This is a genomic window from Salinarimonas sp. (assembly GCF_040111675.1).
In the GTDB taxonomy this organism is placed as follows: Bacteria; Pseudomonadota; Alphaproteobacteria; order Rhizobiales; family Beijerinckiaceae; genus Salinarimonas.
On the sequence record NZ_CP157794.1, the window covers coordinates 3071635 to 3088072 of the forward strand.

Below are 16438 nucleotides of genomic sequence, written 5' to 3' on the forward strand. Positions count from 1 at the left end.
CGCCGGTCAGCGGCCGCGCGATACGCGCTCGATCTCGGCGCGGACGAGGCGCTCGACGATGGTCGGCAGGTTGTCGTCGAGCCACTCCTTCAGCATCGGGCGCAGCATCTCCTTGACGAGGTCGTCCAGGGTGCGGCCCTGGTTGGACAGGACCGCGTGCGCGAGCATGTTGAAGGAGCCGCTCACCGCTGCGTCGGCGGTGTCCGACAGGAGGCGATCCTCCTCGAGGCGCCGCCGCGGCGGCGGCTCCGGGATCGGCGGGACGTAGGGAGCCGGCTCCTCGAAGGCGACCTCCTCCTCCGGCTCCTCCATGTAGATCGGCTCGGGCTCGGGCTCGGGCTTAGGCTCCGGCAGCGGGTCGGGGTCGAACGCGGCGTCGCGGAAGTCGATGTCCTCGTGCTCGAGGTCGAGCGGCGACGGCTCGCGCGGCGCCCGCGCGACCGGCTCGGCGACCTCGCCGAGATCGAGCACCTCGTCCTCCTCGGGCTCGGGCTCGGGCTCGGGCTCGGGCTCGGGCTCGGGCTCCGGTTCGGGTTCCGGGTCCGGCTCCTCGTCGAAGGAATCGAACATGTCGTCGACGGCCGACTGGGAATTCTTTCCCGAAGCCGGGGCTTCCGGCTCGTCGTCCTCCTCGTCGGCCTCCGGAGCCGGAGCCTGATCGTCGGCGATGATGCGCCGGATGGAGGCGAGAATCTCCTCCATCGTGGGCTCTTGAGACTTCTGGCTGGCGGAGCTCATGCGCGCACTCGTCGATCGCGGGTTCCCGTCGCGGCCGAGAATCGGCCGTTATGGTCAACGAAAGCTTAACGCGCCTTCACGTATCGAGGCAAAGGTGCCGAGACCCTCGCCCACACCCGCTTTCGCTCACTGCCCGGACGGAGTCTGCGTCCCGTACCAGAGCCCGTCCACCTGCTCGAAATGCACAGAGGGATCGTAGATGCGCGTGTTCAGCGACAGCGTGACGGGCGTCAGCCGGCCCATGGCCTGAAGAACCGCGTAGCCGGCGACCACCCGGTCGCGCTGGGCCGTGATCAGGTTCACGCGCGCGTTGAGCAGCTCCTGCTGCGCGTTGAGCACGTCGAGCGTGGTGCGCTGGCCGACGCGGGCCTCCTCGCGCACGCCGGTGAGCGCCGTCTCGGCGGCGGAGACCTGCGCCTGGGCCGCCTGAATCTGCGCCGTCGACGCCTCGAACTGCCCCCAGGCGGCGATCACGGAGGCACGGACCTGATCGCGCACGAACTCGACCTCGAACCGGCGCTGCTGGGCGATCTCCTTGGCCTCACGCACGCGCGAGGACACCTCGCCACCCTGGTAGAGCGGCACGTCAAGCCGCGCGACCACGGAGGCGGAGGTCGCGCGGTCGCCGCTCTGCGAATTGTCGTAGCGATGGCTGACAGAGCCCTGAACTCCGAGCGTCGGCAGCAGCTCGCCCTCGACACGCCGCACGGTAGCCTGGGCCGCGTCGAGCGCGTGCCGGGCCGCGGTGATGTTGGGATTGTCCGCGAGCGCGATGGAGACCGCCGCGTCGACCGTGCCCGGAATCAGCCGCTCCGGCACGTTCCCGGGCGCGAGCTGGCGCGGATCGACGCCGACGATCCGGCGATAGACCGCGATCGAGGAGCGCAGGTTGGCCTCGGCGAGGCTCACCTGCGAGCGCGCTGCGGCCACCCGCGCCTCGGACTGGGCGACGTCCGTGCGCGTCACCTCGCCGACGTCGAAGCGATCCTGGGTCTGGCGCAGCTGCTCGGCCAAGACGTCGAGGTTGTTGCGCTGCAGGTTGATGATCGCCGTGTCGCGCAGCACGTTCATATAGGCCTGCGCGGCCTGGAACAGGATGTCCTGCACCGAGGCCTCGAGGTTCTGGCGGGCGGCGAAGACCTGGCTTTCGGCCTGGCGAACACCGGCGGCGGTGCGCCCGCCGTTGTAGATCGTCTGGTTGATGGTCAAACCGATGCCGCGCGGCGTGAGAGCGCTCTGCACGGTGTTGCCGAAGCGATTCTCGCTCTCCGACCAGGAACGACCGATGTCGGCGCTGGCGCTGATGCGCGGACGGTATCCCGACAGGGCCTGCGGCACGCGCTCGTCGGCGGCGCGGACGCCGGCGCGCTCTCCATTGATGAGCGGCGAGGCGATGTAGGCGCGCGACAGCGCCGATTCGAGCGTTTCCGCCGCCGCGCGCGTCACGGCTCCGGGCGCCACCGACGCGGCGAAGGCGAAGGCGACCGCGGCCAGCGCTGCGTTCCTACCGGAGACCCTCACGCGCGACATCGAGACTTCCCTGAGCTGGCTCCGCCGAGCGGCGCCGCGGGGCGGCGCGCAGGCGGCGACGAGAGCGGACTTGTTGCTTCGTGCGGCGGCAGAATACGTCGGGACGCCGCCTGGGCAATGGCGATGCGTCGCCTTTCGAGCATTTCCTCGCGGGCCGTTGCCGCAAAACCACGATTCGCGCAGCGTCCGCGCCCGGCTCAGAAGACGAAGCCGGGCTCCTCCCGGAAGGGGGGCAGCAGAGGCGCGGCGGCGTCGAAGATGGCGCGCGAGCCGAACACGTCGCCCGAGCGGACGAACAGGGTGGCGCGGCTGGTGCGGCTGCCGTCACCCACGATCACGCCCAGGCGGCCCTCTTCCTTCAGCTGCTCGAGCAGCGCCTGCGGGCGCTTCTGCACGGCGCCGTTGACGTAGACGACGTCGAAGGGCGCCTTGTCCGGGCTGCCCGCCTCCATCGGCCCGACGACGACCTCGACCTCGCCGGCGCCCTGCGCGGCGAGCTTCTCGCGGATCGTGGCGGCGATCGCCTCGTCGGGCTCCACGACGGTCACGGCGGCGCCGAGACGGCTCATGATCACGGCCTCGTAGCCGAGCCCGCTCGCGACGACGAGGGCGCGCTCGCCGGCGCGCAGCTGCAGGTTCTGGAGGATGCGCCCGAAGATCATCGGCGGCAGGAGGTAGCGCTGCCCGGCCTCGCCGGCGGCCACCGGCAGGCTCTGGTCGGAATAGGCGAGCTCCTGCGCGTTCGACGGCGCGAAGACCTCGCGCGGGACCTCGTTCATCGCCGTGAGGACGCCGAGATCGGTGATGTCGTAGGTGCGCAGCTGGTGGTCCACCATCATGCGGCGCACGCGGGCGAAGTCGATCATCGAAGCCTCGTGGAAATCGCGTCGGAAACCGTGAGGCTTTTGGTGGATCGGCTCGCAAAAGGCAAGCGTGGCGAGCCCGCCGGGCCGAGCCCGCCCGGGCGCGCCGCAGGTCACCGCGGCTCGATGCCCTCCCACAGGGCGCGGACCTCGGCGGGCATGGCGTCGCGGACCTTGGTGACCTGGCCCTCGGTGACGTGGCGCGCGAGCGCGGCGAAGACGGCGCGGGTCGCGGCCTCGACGTCGACCGGCTTCATCGGGCCGAGATTGTCCGCGACCTCGCCCAGGAACTCGGCGGCCGAGCGCTCCTTGTGCGGCTGCTCCGCCGGGCGCCATTGGTCGTAATACATGCCCCGGACCAGCATCGGCAGCTGCGCGCCGAGATGGGCGGCGAGCTCCATGGGCATGCGGTCGCGCACCGTGCGCAGCACCGCCGAGAGCGCGTGGTAGGCGGCCTGGCGGTCGCCGCCCATGTCCTCGCCGATCTCCTTGAGCCAGACGTCCGTCGTCTGGATGGTCTTGTCGAACACCTCGAGTCCGTGGGCGCTCATGCCGTCCTCCTCGTCTCGTGTGGCTCTCTCGTCGGGCGCGGCCGGCCGATCAGACGGGCCGCTCGGTCTCGGGAATCAGCATCGCGCAGGCGACGGGCGTCGCCGCGTGCGCGCTCGACCCCTGCGGCGCGTAGACCGTCACCGGTAGCTCGGTCTCCGGCGAGACGCCGTGGATCAGGACGACGCGACGCGTGAGGGCGAGCGGAGTTCCATGGCGCTCGCGCACGGCCGTGCGCAGCTCCTCCGTCATCACCCGCGTCTCGAAGTCGAGGACGCCCCAGGTGCCGGCTTCCGGGTACCAATCCTCGTCGTAGGTGAGGGAGACGGTGTCGGTCGTGATCGGGATCAGCGCCTCGCCGGTGACGAGCCGCGCCTCGGCGAGATCGACCCAGCCGTCGTCGTTGATGTCCGCCGCCGGCGTCGGGCAGCGCGCGGCCTGCGGGTCGTCGCCGGTGAAGCCGTGGACGTGGACGCGGTGCATGCCGGGCTCGAGCCCGCGGGCGTAGACCGCGATCTCCAGCCTATCGCCGAGCGTCGCGATCCGCACCTCGCCGTGCGGGCCCTGGTTGGTGGTCTGGGCGTCGTTGAGCGGCGCCACGTCGCCGAACACGTTCAGGGTCGCGTCGTCGCCGGTCTGGGCGAGGGACTGGGCGAGCGCGGGCGCGGCGGCGAGCAGCGCCGCGGCGGCGATGGGCGGGATGAGGCGTGTGGGTCTCGTCAAGTTCGTCGCTCCTCGAGGCTCGGGTGAGCGTGTCGGGAGCGAACGGACGAGGCACGGCCGCGTTCCGAGGGGGCGACGCTGGGGCGCGGGATCAGGGTTTGAGGCGAACGCCCGGCGCGTCGCCGTCGACGCGTTCAGGCGATCGGCGACGCGCGCAACGAAAAAGCCGCGCCCTCGCGGACACGGCTTCGAGCCATTGGAAGTTTGGAGGCCTCGCCCGGAATCGAACCGGGGTGCAAGGATTTGCAGTCCTCTGCGTAACCACTCCGCCACGAGGCCTCACCGCGGCGTTCCCGCCGCGGACCATCCTCATATCAGCGTCGCGCGCGCCGATGCAAGGGGCAAATGGCCGCCGTTTCCGCTCACCCGGCGGGAGGCTCCAGGCCGGCCGATTCGAGCGCCTCGCGCTGGCGCGCGGCGAGCGCGTCGAGGTCGAAGCGCGCGATCTCCGCCTCGAACAGGCGGTGATAGTTCAGCTCCGAGCGCAGGTGGAGGTACACGGCGCCGAGCCCGATGGCGGCGCGGTCCATGAACACGAACTCGCGCGGCACAGTCACCGGGCCCTTCTCCTTGAGCGCCTTGTGCACCTCGAAGGCCTCGCGCCGGCCGTAGGCGCCCGGCGAGACGCCGTCGGCGATGGTGCGCGTGCGGTCCTCGAGCAGCGGGCCGTAGATGAAGCGCGCCCAGATGTTGAGGATGTCGATCAACTCGGAATTGAGATTCTTGAAGCCCCAGGTCTCGTAGGCGTGGACCATCCGGGCGCGGTCGTCCTCCTGCAGGCCGCGATAGAGATCCACCACCCCGCCGACGAATTTCGGGTGGAAGATGCGCACGCAGCCGTAGTCCAGCAGGTTGATGCCGCCCGGCTCGCCGTCCTCCTCGAAGACGGTGTAGTTGCCCAGATGCGGATCGCCGTGGATCATCGCCGCCGACGAGAACGGGTGCCACCAGGCCTTGAACATCGAGATGGCCAGCCGGTTGCGGATCTCGACCTCGCGCTCCTTGTATTCGAGGATCTTGCGGCCCTCGAGCCAGCTCAGCGTCAGCAGCCGCTTGGTGGAGAGGTCGGCGACCACCTCGGGCACGCGCACCTCGTCGACGCCGCCCAGGACGGCGGCGTAGAGCTTGGCGTGCTTCGCCTCGCGGCGATAGTCCAGCTCCTCGCGCACGCGCTCGGCGATCTCGGCCTTGATCTCGCGGGTGTCGATGGCCGGGTCCATGCGCCGGTGGAGCGCGAAGGCGAAGTCGAGCTGGCGCAGGTCCGCCTCCACGGCGGATTGCATGTCCGGATATTGCAGCTTGCAGGCGACGGGCGCGCCCTCGAGCGTCGTCGCCTTGTGGACCTGGCCGAGGGAGGCCGCCGCGGCCGGCTTCAGGTCGAACTCGCCGAAGCGCGCGCGCCAGCCCTGGCCGAGCTCGGCCTGCATACGCCGCTTGACGAAGGCCGCGCCCATGGGGGGCGCCTCGGCCTGGAGCTTTTGCAGCTCGGCGGCGTATTCCGGCGGCACCACGTCGGGAATGGTGGCGAGGAGCTGCGCCACCTTCATGATCGGGCCCTTGAGCCCGCCCAGAGCCTGCGCGAGCGCGGCGGCGTTCGCCGTATCCTCGCGCCCGAACACGCGCGACCCCGCCATCCGCGCGGCGACGCCGCCCATGTTGGCGCCCACCCGCGCATAGCGCGCGGCGCGGGCGGAGAATCTGTTGCCTTCGCGGTCGCGGTCTTCGGGATCGCTCATGGGCGGGCGCGTGTCCTTGCGGTCTTCCATGAGAGGAGATGTATGGCGCGCGCGCGCCCGCGCCACCTCCGCCGGGAGAGGCCGAGCGCCGCAGGGGGCGCGGTGACCGACGTGCGCCCGTCGCGCATCCACGCCGGGCGGCCGGCGCCGGGGCGCGACGGTCTCCCCTCTCCACGAGAGAGAGGGGAGTTCCGTCGCGCGTGGCGCGTTCGATGGCGTCCGTCCCTATCCCCTCCGGGGCCGCTCCCCGGCCCACCTCCCCTGCCGGGAGATGGCGGCGGCGCGCGCGTCGTCAGCGCCCCTCCCCCCAGATCACCCCTCCTCCATCGCCTCCAATTCCGAGATCAGCCCCTCGATCACCGACAGCCCCACCTTCCAGAAATCCGGCTCCGAGGCGTCGAGCCCGAAGGGGGCGAGGAGCTCGGAATGGTGCTTGGTGCCGCCGGCGGCGAGCATCTCGAAATAGCGCTCGACGAAGCCCTCCTCGGCGTTGCGATAGACGCCGTAGAGGGAGTTCACCAGGCAGTCGCCGAAGGCGTAGGCGTAGACGTAGAAGGGCGAGTGGATGAAGTGGGGGATGTAGGTCCAGAAGGTCTCGTAGGGCTCGGAGATGCGGATCGCCGGCCCGAGCGATTCGGCCTGCACCGACATCCAGGCGGCGTTGAGGTCCTCGCTCGTCAATTCGCCCTCGCGTCGCGCGAGGTGGACCTTGCGCTCGAAGGAATAGAACGCGATCTGGCGCACCACCGTGTTGATCATGTCCTCGACCTTGGCGGCGAGCATGGCCTTGCGCTGGGCGGGCTCGCGCGTCTGGTCGAGCAGGCGGCGGAAGGTGAGCATCTCGCCGAAGACGCTCGCCGTCTCGGCGAGGGTGAGCGGGGTCGGCGCCATCAGCGCGCCCTGGGGGGCGGCGAGCACCTGGTGGACGCCGTGGCCGAGCTCGTGGGCCAGCGTCATCACGTCCCGCGGCTTGCCCTGGTAGTTGAGCAGGATGTAGGGGTGCGCCGAGGGCACGGTGGGATGCGCGAAGGCGCCCGGCGCCTTGCCCGCGCGGGTCGGCGCGTCGATCCAGCGCTCGTCGAAGAAGCGCCGCGCGATGTCCGCCATCTTCGGCGAGAAGCCGGCATAGGCGTCGAGCACGGTCGTGCGGGCGTCCTCCCAGCGAATGGTGCGCTGCTCGACCTTCGGCAGGGGCGCGTTGCGGTCCCAGAACTCGAGCGTCTTCCTGCCGAACCACTTCGCCTTGAGCGTGTAGTAGCGGTGCGACAGAAGCGGATAGGCCTCGCGCACGGCCGAGACCATGGCCTCCACCACCTCGCGCTCGACCCGGTTCGCCAGATGGCGCGAATCGGCGACGTCCCCGAAGCCGCGCCAGCGGTCCGAGATCTCCTTGTCCTTGGCGAGCGTGTTGGTGATCAGCGTGAAGGTGCGCAGGTTCTCGCGGAAGGTCTCCGAGAGCGCCATCGCCGCGTCGCGGCGCACGGTCTCGTCCGGGTCCTGGAGCTTGTTGAGCGTCGGCTCGATGGCGAGCTCCTCGCCGCGCACGGTGAAGCGCAGGGAGGCGATCGTCTCGTCGAACAGCCGGTTCCAGGCGGCGCGCCCGGTGGTCGCCTTCTCGTGGAAGAGCTCCTCGATCCGGTCCTCGAGCTGGAAGGGCTTGTCCTTGCGCAGGTCCTCGATCCAGGGCCGGTAGCGCGACAGCGGCGCCTGCGCGACCAGCGCGTCGACCCGGGCGTCGTCGAGGCGGTTGAGCTCGAGGGTGAAGAACAGGAGCCGCGAGGTGGCGTCGGTGAGGCGCTCCTGCGTGTCGCCGTAGAACTTGGCCCGCTTCGGGTCGGTGGTGTCCCCGGAATAGACGAGCCCGGCATAGGACATCAGCCGCCCGATCAGGTCCTCGATCGCCTCGTAGCGCACGATGACGTCGTGGAGCGCCTGCGCGGCGCCCTCCCCCGCCGCGATCTCGGCGAGCTTGCCGCGATAGGCTTCGGCGAAGGCGGCGCACTCTCCTTGCGCCTTCGCGAGGTCGGCGGAGACCTCGGGCGCGTCCATGCCGGGATAGAGATCGGCGAGGTTCCATTCGGGCAGCCGCCCGAGATCGGCCGCCTGCCCGGCGGAGGCGCCCTTCGCGCCGCCTTTCGTGGCGCGGAGGATGGCGACGGACAGGGCGGAGGAAGCGCTTCTCATACGATGTCTATCCTTCATGGGGGCACGATCGAAACGGGACGGCCATTTTGGCCGCGCGGACGAAACGCGCAACCGGGCGGCGCGCCGCATGGGCCGCGGGCCTCGTCCACAGCCGCGTCGTCCCCCGTTAACACCCCGTTCACCGGATCCGTCCAGTCTGACCCGAAACGACACATCCCCCGCACGCCGGATGCCAGAATGACCTCGACGATCCTGATCGTGGACGACGATCCCGTACAGCGCCGCCTGCTCGAGGCAATGGTGCGCCGATTCGGCTACGAGGCCCGCGTCGCCGAGAGCGGGGCGGAGGCGCACGCCGCGCTCGAGGGCGATCCGGAGATCGCGGCCGTCGTGCTCGACCTCGTCATGCCGGACCTCGACGGCATGGGGCTGCTCGCGAAGATGCGCGAGGCGGGTCTCGACACGCCCGTGATCGTGCAGACCGGCCACGGCTCGATCGAGACCGTGGTGCAGGCCATGCGCGCGGGCGCGCTCGACTTCGTGGTGAAGCCCGTGGGCGCCGAGCGCCTGCAGGTGTCTCTCGCCAACGCCATGCGGGTCGACCAGCTGGAAGACGAGATCCGGCGCATGAAGCGCCGGGCCGAGGGCACGCTCACCTTCAAGGACCTCGCCTCGCGCTCGCCCGACATGCTGCGCGTGATCCGCCTCGCGGAACGCGCCGCCAAGTCGAACATCCCGGTCCTGATCGAGGGCGAATCGGGCGTCGGCAAGGAGGTGCTCGCCCGCGCCATCCAGGGCTCGGGCGACCGGCGCGGCAAGCCGTTCGTCACGGTGAATTGCGGCGCGATTCCCGACAGCCTCGTCGAATCGACCCTGTTCGGCCACGAGAAGGGCGCCTTCACCGGCGCGACCGACCGCCATGTCGGCAAGTTCGTCGAGGCGAACGGCGGCACGCTGTTCCTCGACGAGATCGGCGAATTGCCCCTCGACGCGCAGGTGAAGCTGCTTCGCGCCATCCAGGAGGGCGAGGTCGACCCCGTCGGCGGCAAGCGCTCCGTGCGCGTCGACATCCGGCTGGTCTCGGCGACGAACAAGAGCCTGCTCGACCTCGTCAAGCAGGGCAAGTTCCGCGAGGACCTGTACTACCGCCTCAACGTCTTCCCGATGACCCTGCCGCCGCTGCGCGCGCGCCGCGAGGACATCCCCGACCTCGTGCGCTCCTTCGTGGCGCGCACGGCGGCGGAGGAAGGCAAGCGCGTGCGCGGCGTCTCGCCCGCCGCGATGGACCTGCTCGCGCGCTACGACTGGCCGGGCAACGTGCGCCAGCTCGAGAACGCCATCTTCCGCGCGGTGGTGCTCTGCGACGGCGACCAGCTCGGCGTCGACGAGTTCCCGCAGATCGCCGCCCAGATGGACGGCTACGACGTGCGCATCCCCCCGGCCCCGGTCTTCGCCGAGACCGGCACGGCGCACGCGCCCGTCCGCGAGGTGGTGCGCGTGGAGGTGAAGGACCCGAACGCCCTCTCCCTCGTCGACGAGGAGGGCCAGGCCCGCACGCTGGAGGAGCTCGAGGGCGAGATCATCCGCTTCGCGCTCAAGCACTATCGCGGGCACATGTCCGAGGTCTCGCGCCGGTTGGGCATCGGGCGCTCGACGCTCTACCGCAAGCTCAAGGAATACGGCCTCGAGGACGAGGCCGCCTGAGGCGCGTCCCGAAGCGGTGCATCTTGCGGCGCGGGCGCAACACGGGCGAGGAAAATGCTCCCGCCCGCCCCGTGGCGATTGAGAACAAATGTTAACAAGGGCAAGCTCCTCCCATGACGTCGCAGCCCATCCCGCTCGCCCGCCTCCGCCGCGCCGCTCACGCCTGCGCGCTGCTCGCGCTCGTGGCCGGTGCGCCCGCCCTCGCCGCGTCGCCCGTCGACGGGGCGGAGCGCCTCGCCGCGCTCGACGCCGCCGCGCCGCCGGCGATGGCGAGCGAGGCCGAGCTCGGCCTGCGCCCGGCGGCGGTCGTCCCCGCGCCCGCGCCGGACGGCGAGCGGATCTCTCCGCTCGACGCGATGCCGGAATACCGGCGGTACGTGCCGGAGACGGGCTCGATTCCCGAGATCCCCCTACCGCGCACGATCGGCGCGGAGGCGCTCGTCGGCCCGATGCTGGCGGGCCGTCTCGCCGGGCTCGCCGCCGACGATCTCGCCCTGCGCCACGGCGCGGAGGATCTCGCGGCCTTCCAGGCCTTCTACGCCGCGCGGGAGAACGCGCCGCTCTGGCTCGACCTCTCCAACGGCGCGGTCGCCTGGACGGACGCCGCCCGCGCGCTCGTCGCGATCCTGCGGGACGCGGCCGCGGAGGGCCTCGATCCCGCCGCCTATCCCGTGCCCGCCCTGCCGGCCGGCCCCGAGATCGACGCAGCCGCCGTGGCGCAGGCCGAGATCGGCCTCTCCGCGGCGCTCGTGCGCTACGCCCAGCACGCCCGCGGCGGGCGCCTCCAGCCCTCCCGCCTGCACGCGCTGATCACGCCGACCCTCGACGTCCCCGCCGCCGACGCCGTGCTCGCCACCCTCGCGACGGCCGACGATCCGGCAGCCCGGCTCGCCGGCTACCAGCCGCGTCACGCGGGCTACGCGGATCTGCGCGACGCGCTCGCGGCGCTGCGCGCGGCGGGCCAGACGCCGGAGCCGATGGTGCGCGTGCCTCCGGGCCGCGTGCTGAAGGTCGGCATGCGCGACGAGCGCGTGCCGCTGCTGCGCGCCCGCTTCGGCATGGAGCCGCCCGAGGCCGACGACGCGCGGGTCTACGACGTCGCCCTCGCCGGGGCGGTGGAGGACTTCCAGCGCGAGCACGGCCTCGCGGTGGACGGCATCGTCGGCAACCAGACCATCGCGGCGCTCGCCTCCGTCGATCCGGCGCGGCGCGAGGGCGACCTGATCGCCAACATGGAGCGCTGGCGCTGGCTCCCGCAGGAGCTCGGCGCGCGCGCCGTGTTCGTCAACGTCCCCGCCTACCGGATGGAGCTCCTCGACGACGGCGAGACCGTGCACGAGGCGCGCGTCATCGTCGGCAAGCCCGGGCAGGAGACGCCGATCTTCTCCGACGTGATGGAATACGTCGTCGTCTCGCCGACATGGACGGTGCCGCCGACCATCATGCGCAAGGAGTTCCTGCCGGGCCTGCGCGCCGACCCGAACTACGCCGCCGCCCGCGGCTTCGACGTGATCCAGAACGGCGGCAACATCACGGTTCGCCAGCCGCCGGGCCCGCGCAACGCGCTGGGGCACATCAAGTTCATGTTCCCCAACGGTCACCACGTCTACCTGCACGACACGCCGAGCCGCGGGTTGTTCAACACGCTGCGCCGCGCCTATTCCTACGGTTGCGTGCGCGTGGAGGACCCCTTCGAGCTCGCCGACTTCCTGCTCGCGGAGCAGGGCTGGCCGGAGGCGCGGTTGCGCGCCCTGATCGGCCCGCGCGAGCGCTACGTGCATCTCGACGAGCCGGTGCCGGTGCACCTCGCCTATTTCACGCTCGAGGCCGACGAGACCGGCCGGATCGTGCCGCACGAGGACATCTACGGCTTCGACACGCTCACCAGGGAGGCGCTCGGGCTCGATCCGTGACCGGCGATGTGGCCGTGAGGACACGGGCGTGGTGGAAAGAGGGCGGCGCCACCACTCTGCCGCATCGCCGCCGCAATCCACGCCTAGCCGGCGTACTGGCTTTCCCGGACCGGGCCACCTCGCTGGCTTGGTTCACGAGCCGTTAACGGCTTTGCTCGAAACATCTGGACGACGCGCCCCCGCCCGACGCATCTCCCGACAGCCACACGCGGTTTCCCCGAGCCGCCGAACCAGAGAGACGAGACGCTCTTGACCGTTCAGCGCCCCATCCGGCTCCGCAAGCGCCTGTCCAAGGGCCTTTTTCAGGGTCTCGCCTGCGCGCTCGTCGCCCTCGGCACGCTCGTCGCGGGCACCCAGGGAACCCAGGACGCCATCGCCAACGGCGACACCCGCACCCTTTCCGTCCGGCAGATGCATACCGGCGAGCGGCTGACGGTCACCTTCCGCCGCAACGGGCGCTACGACCGGGACGCGTTGAAGCAGCTCAACTGGATCATGCGCGACTGGCGGCGCGACGAGGCGCGCGAGATGGATCCGCGCCTCTACGACACGCTGTGGGAGGTGCACCGCTCGGCGCGCTCCAGCCAGCCGCTGCACGTGGTCTCCGCCTATCGCTCGCCGCGCACCAACGAGATGCTGCGCCAGCGCTCCCGCGGCGTGGCGCGCTCGAGCCAGCACATCGAGGGCAAGGCGACCGACTTCTACCTGCCCGACGTCTCGGCCTCCCGCCTGCGCGAGATCGGCATGCGCCTGCAGCGCGGCGGCGTGGGCTTTTACCCGCGCGCCAACACGCCCTTCGTCCACATCGACGTCGGCTCCGTGCGGCACTGGCCGCGCATGACGCGCTCGCAGCTCTCGAACCTGTTCCCGGACGGGAAGACGGTGCACCTGCCCTCCGACAACCGTCCGCTCGCCCGCTACGACCAGGCCCGTCGCGAGATCCTCGCGGCGGGCGGCGTCGTCGCCGGCGAGGCGGGTCGGCAGGTCGCCGGGCTCCGCACCGGCGGCACGCGCAGCCTGTGGAGCGCGCTGTTCGGCGACGACGAGGGCGAGGCGAACGCCGACGAGGCCTACGCCGCGCTTCCGACCAACGTCTCCGAGATCGACCAGCGCTATGCGCTGCTCCATCAGCCGAGCGCTCCCGCCCCCGCTCCGGTCGCGCAGCCCGAGCCGGCGCCGCGGGCCGTCGCCGCCGCACCGGCGCCCACGTCGGCGCCCGCGGCCGCTCCGACGCCGCCCGTCGCCATCGCCGCCGCCACGCCCGCGCCGCTGCCGCCGGCACGCCCGGCCGACGCGCCCGCGCCGTCGCAGGGCGAGCGCAGCGCCATCGCCGCCCTCGCCGAGGCTGCCGCGGAGACGGCGACCGAGGCCTCGTTCACGCCCGCGAGCGAGCAGACGACCGTCGTCGCCGCCCTCCCCGCTCCGCGACCGGCCGAGTTCGGCGGCGCCGGGACCGTGGCGCAGCTGCCGGCGCGCGAGGACGGTCCGCGCCTCGTCTGGACCGCCGGCCCCGACGGCCGCCCGGTCGGCGGCGAGACGGCGCCGGCCGAGGCCGCGCCCGTGCAGGTCGCGCTCGCCCCGGTTCCGCCGCCGCGCTTCGACCGCGCGCCCTCCGTCGTCGCCGCCGCTGCGGTTCCGCCCGCTTCGGCGCAGGCGCCGGCCGTCGCCGCCGCCTTCGCGCCGACGCCCCCGGTCCGCACCGCGTCCGCCGAGGCGCCCTTCGCCGCCGTCGCCAGCGCGCTCGGCCTGCGCAACGGCGCGCCGCCGACGCCGGCCACCACGGCGAGCGCCGAGCGGCGCCAGCGCAGCGCCGCCCCCGCCCTGCCGGAGACCGAGCGCGACGCGCTGCGCGCCCTCTTCGCCGCGCGCAGCCTCGCCCCCGTGGCGGCCCCGGCCCCGGCCGTGCGCGTCGCGTCGGCGAGCGTGCGGGCGGGTGGGCCGACAGGCCTCGTCGCCATCCCCGCCGCGGGCGTCGCGCTGGGCTTCAGCCGCGACGGCGCCGCTCTCCCCGCCAACGGCTTCCGCGCCGGCCCGGCCGTGCGTCGCCTCGCGACGGTCGACTGAGATCCACCACCGAGGTCCACGCATCGCGCAGGCCATCGGCCGGCGCGAGCCCCCGCGCGACCACGACTCGGCTCCGCGATTCTTCACAACTTGCGATGCGGTGAATGTCCGCTAAGTTGAATAAGCGTTGCTTAATCTCGAGATCGGCCGGCTCGCCGGCGCGCTCGACGTGTTCAAGACCAACGCCATCGAGATGGAGCGCCTGCGCGCGGCGCAGGAGGCCGAGCGCGCCGACGCCGACGCGCGCCGCCGCGCGAGCCTCGACGAGATCGCCGGGACGCTGGAGGAGGCCGTCGACCGCGCCGCGGCGGCCCTGGCGGAGGCCGCCCAGCAATCCGAGAGCGCGAGCGGGGCGCTCGCCTCCTCGGTGGAGGTCACCGCCGCCCGCTCCGCCTCGGCGGCGGAGGGCACCGAGGAGAGCCGCGCCGTCATGGCGAGCGTCGCCGCCGCCACCGAGGAGCTCGCCGCCTCGCTCGCCGAGGTCACGGGCCAAGTGCGGCGCGCCGCGGCGGTCTCCTCGGAGGCCTCGCGCACGGCGGAGCGCACGGGCGAGACCGTCTCCGAGCTCAGCCAGGCGGCGACGCGCATCGAGGGCGTGACGCGCCTCATCGCCGAGATCGCGGAGCAGACGAACCTGCTCGCGCTCAACGCCACCATCGAGGCCGCCCGCGCCGGCGCCGCCGGCAAGGGCTTCGCGGTGGTGGCGGCGGAGGTGAAGTCCCTCGCCGACCAGACGGCCAAGGCCACCGAGGAAATCTCGGCCCAGATCGCCGCCATCCAGGAGACGACGTCCCGCGCCGTCGGCGCGGTCGGCGAGATCGGCGTGGTGGTGCGCGAGATCGACACGATCTCCGCGGCCATCGCAGCCGCCGTCGACCAGCAGGCCGGCGCCACCGGCGAGATCGCCCACAAGGTCGCCTCCGCCGCCTCCGGCACCGACGCCGTCGCCGAGAACGTCGCCGCCATGTCCGCCGCGGCGGGCGAGGCGGGCGGCGCGGCGGTGGAGGCCCGCGAGGCCGCGAGCCGCATGCGCGCCCAGGCCGACGCCCTCGCCGCCCGGGTCGGCGATTTCGTCCGCCGCCTGCGCGCGGCCTGAGGGCGGGGAAGGGGCGCCCCCCGCGCGCCCTCTTCCGTCGCTCCCCCGGCGGCGTCCATCATGGCCTCTCGCGAATCCCACCCGAGAGGCCACACCCATGTCCAGCGCCCTGCCCCCGCTCCTCCCCCTCGTCTCCGACGCGGACGCCGCGCCCGCGGCGCGCGCGGTGTTCGACGACATCCGCGCCACCCGCAAGTCCGATTTCGTCAACAATTTCTGGCGGGCGCTGGCGCACGATCCCGAGCTGCTGCGGCGGACCTGGGAGGGGGTGAAGGCGGTGATGGCGCCCGGCGCCCTCGACCCGCTGACGAAGGAGCTGATCTACCTCGCCGTCTCCGCCACCAACGGGTGCGAATACTGCACCTACAGCCACACCGCCGCCGCCCGCGCCAAGGGCGCCGACGACGCCATGATCCTCGAGGCGCTCGCCGTCGCCGCCAAGGCCAACGAGACCAACCGTCTCGCCAACGGGCTGAGGGTGCCGGTGGACGAGGCGTTCCTGCCCCCTCCTTCCCTGTAGGGGAAGGTGGCGCCGCGCGAAGCGCGGTGACGGATGGGGCGCGCCGCAGGCGCGTTCCGCGGAGCGGAAGCCCGGCGGCGTCCGCTCCTGCCGGTGCGCTTCGGCTTCGCCGAACGCGTCGCTGCCGCGCCGCGCCCCATCCGTCTCGTCGCCTGCGGCGCCGATCCACCTTCCCCTACAGGGAAGGACGCCCCCTACCCCGCCCGCGCGGCGCGGCGACGCCGGCGCTCCGCGTCGTCGGCGAGCGCCTGGACGGCGATGGCGCGGATGTCGAGGGGCCGGCCGTCGCCATAGACCCCGCCGCCGGGCCGCGGCGGCGGCGCCACGGCCGAGCCCGCCCGCTCGGCCCAGTAGCGCTCCCACGCCCGCTCGGCCCGCACGGCCCGCCCCACCACATGGCGCATGCTGGATAGCCGCCGCGCCCTGACGCGCGAGGGCCGATACCACGCGAGGAGCCACGGCAGCGGGGCGAGGAGGACGACGAGGACCGCGATGGTGGTGAGGGTGGCGGCGAGGTCGAGGGCGGCGAGGAGGGTGGGCATGGGGGGCTCCCGGGTCGGCGGGCGACGGACATTCGCCCTGAAAGCTCCAATCCGCCCCTTCTTACAGCTTTCCGTCTCTTCCGCCAAGCCCGGTCGTTGCGCAGCTTCGCCCCCGGAGGGCAATGCGTTGCGACTCAAGCAGATCTTCGGCGCGAACGTGCGCGCGGTGCGCAAGGCGCGCGGCTGGTCGCAAGCCCAGCTCGGCGAGCGCGTCGGCCTGTCCGCCAACGGGGTCAGCAAGATCGAGCGCGGCAAGACCGCCCCCTCCTTCAACCGAGCCGAACGCATCGCCGCCGCCTTCGACCTCGAGCCCAC

General features: G+C 72.5%; 13 protein-coding genes, 1 tRNA gene and 1 pseudogene. 6 read left to right on the forward strand and 9 right to left on the reverse strand.

The window, feature by feature from the left end:
- Window positions 1–6: 6 nt before the first annotated feature.
- The 8 genes from ABL310_RS14295 to ABL310_RS14330 form a co-directional block, all read right to left on the reverse strand.
- Window positions 7–702, reverse strand: a complete 696-nt coding sequence (locus ABL310_RS14295) for a PopZ family protein (protein WP_374730411.1) — start codon at window positions 700–702, stop codon at window positions 7–9.
- Window positions 703–864: 162 nt separating this feature from the next.
- Window positions 865–2268 (reverse strand): TolC family outer membrane protein, encoded by a 1404-nt coding sequence (locus ABL310_RS14300; protein WP_349367684.1) that lies wholly within the window; start codon window positions 2266–2268, stop codon window positions 865–867.
- A gap of 197 nt (window positions 2269–2465) precedes the next feature.
- A complete protein-coding gene (locus ABL310_RS14305) occupies window positions 2466–3134 on the reverse strand; it encodes a protein-L-isoaspartate O-methyltransferase (protein WP_349367685.1) in 669 nt (222 codons plus the stop codon).
- 110 nt (window positions 3135–3244) lie between these two features.
- On the reverse strand, window positions 3245–3682 hold the full coding sequence (locus ABL310_RS14310; RefSeq protein WP_349367686.1) for a DUF2267 domain-containing protein: 438 nt from the start codon (window positions 3680–3682) through the stop codon (window positions 3245–3247).
- Between the two features lie 49 nt (window positions 3683–3731).
- Window positions 3732–4403, reverse strand: a complete 672-nt coding sequence (locus ABL310_RS14315; protein ID WP_349367687.1) for a hypothetical protein — start codon at window positions 4401–4403, stop codon at window positions 3732–3734.
- Between the two features lie 205 nt (window positions 4404–4608).
- A tRNA-Cys gene (locus ABL310_RS14320) sits at window positions 4609–4682 on the reverse strand.
- An 83-nt stretch (window positions 4683–4765) separates the two neighbouring features.
- Entirely contained in the window at window positions 4766–6139 is a 1374-nt protein-coding gene (locus ABL310_RS14325) for an AarF/ABC1/UbiB kinase family protein (RefSeq protein WP_349367688.1), read from the reverse strand.
- 312 nt (window positions 6140–6451) lie between these two features.
- Window positions 6452–8323 carry a M3 family oligoendopeptidase gene (locus tag ABL310_RS14330; protein WP_349367689.1) on the reverse strand — a complete coding sequence of 624 codons (1872 nt, stop codon included), beginning with the start codon at window positions 8321–8323 and terminating at the stop codon, window positions 6452–6454.
- Window positions 8324–8521: 198 nt separating this feature from the next.
- Between ABL310_RS14330 and ABL310_RS14335 the strand changes: the two genes are divergently transcribed.
- The 5 genes from ABL310_RS14335 to ABL310_RS14355 all read left to right on the forward strand — a co-directional run bounded on the left by ABL310_RS14335 (window position 8522) and on the right by ABL310_RS14355 (window position 15581).
- Window positions 8522–9988: a sigma-54 dependent transcriptional regulator gene (locus ABL310_RS14335; protein ID WP_349367690.1), complete on the forward strand. Its 1467-nt coding sequence runs from the start codon at window positions 8522–8524 to the stop codon at window positions 9986–9988.
- Between the two features lie 113 nt (window positions 9989–10101).
- Window positions 10102–11901 carry a L,D-transpeptidase family protein gene (locus tag ABL310_RS14340; RefSeq protein ID WP_349367691.1) on the forward strand — a complete coding sequence of 600 codons (1800 nt, stop codon included), beginning with the start codon at window positions 10102–10104 and terminating at the stop codon, window positions 11899–11901.
- Window positions 11902–12150: 249 nt separating this feature from the next.
- Window positions 12151–13965: a DUF882 domain-containing protein gene (locus ABL310_RS14345; RefSeq protein ID WP_349367692.1), complete on the forward strand. Its 1815-nt coding sequence runs from the start codon at window positions 12151–12153 to the stop codon at window positions 13963–13965.
- Window positions 13966–14092: 127 nt separating this feature from the next.
- Window positions 14093–15061: a methyl-accepting chemotaxis protein gene (locus ABL310_RS14350; protein ID WP_349367693.1), complete on the forward strand. Its 969-nt coding sequence runs from the start codon at window positions 14093–14095 to the stop codon at window positions 15059–15061.
- A 97-nt stretch (window positions 15062–15158) separates the two neighbouring features.
- Window positions 15159–15581, forward strand: coding sequence for a carboxymuconolactone decarboxylase family protein (locus ABL310_RS14355; RefSeq protein WP_349367694.1), 423 nt, complete (start codon window positions 15159–15161; stop codon window positions 15579–15581).
- A gap of 194 nt (window positions 15582–15775) precedes the next feature.
- Here ABL310_RS14355 and ABL310_RS14360 read toward each other — a convergent pair whose 3' ends face one another.
- Window positions 15776–16123, reverse strand: a complete 348-nt coding sequence (locus ABL310_RS14360) for a hypothetical protein (protein ID WP_349367695.1) — start codon at window positions 16121–16123, stop codon at window positions 15776–15778.
- Between ABL310_RS14360 and ABL310_RS24915 the strand changes: the two are divergent.
- Window positions 16122–16436 (forward strand): annotated as a pseudogene (locus tag ABL310_RS24915) (helix-turn-helix domain-containing protein); the annotation flags it as partial. The gene ABL310_RS14360 and the pseudogene ABL310_RS24915 sit on opposite strands and share 2 nt — an antisense overlap.
- Between the last annotated feature and the right edge of the window lie 2 nt (window positions 16437–16438).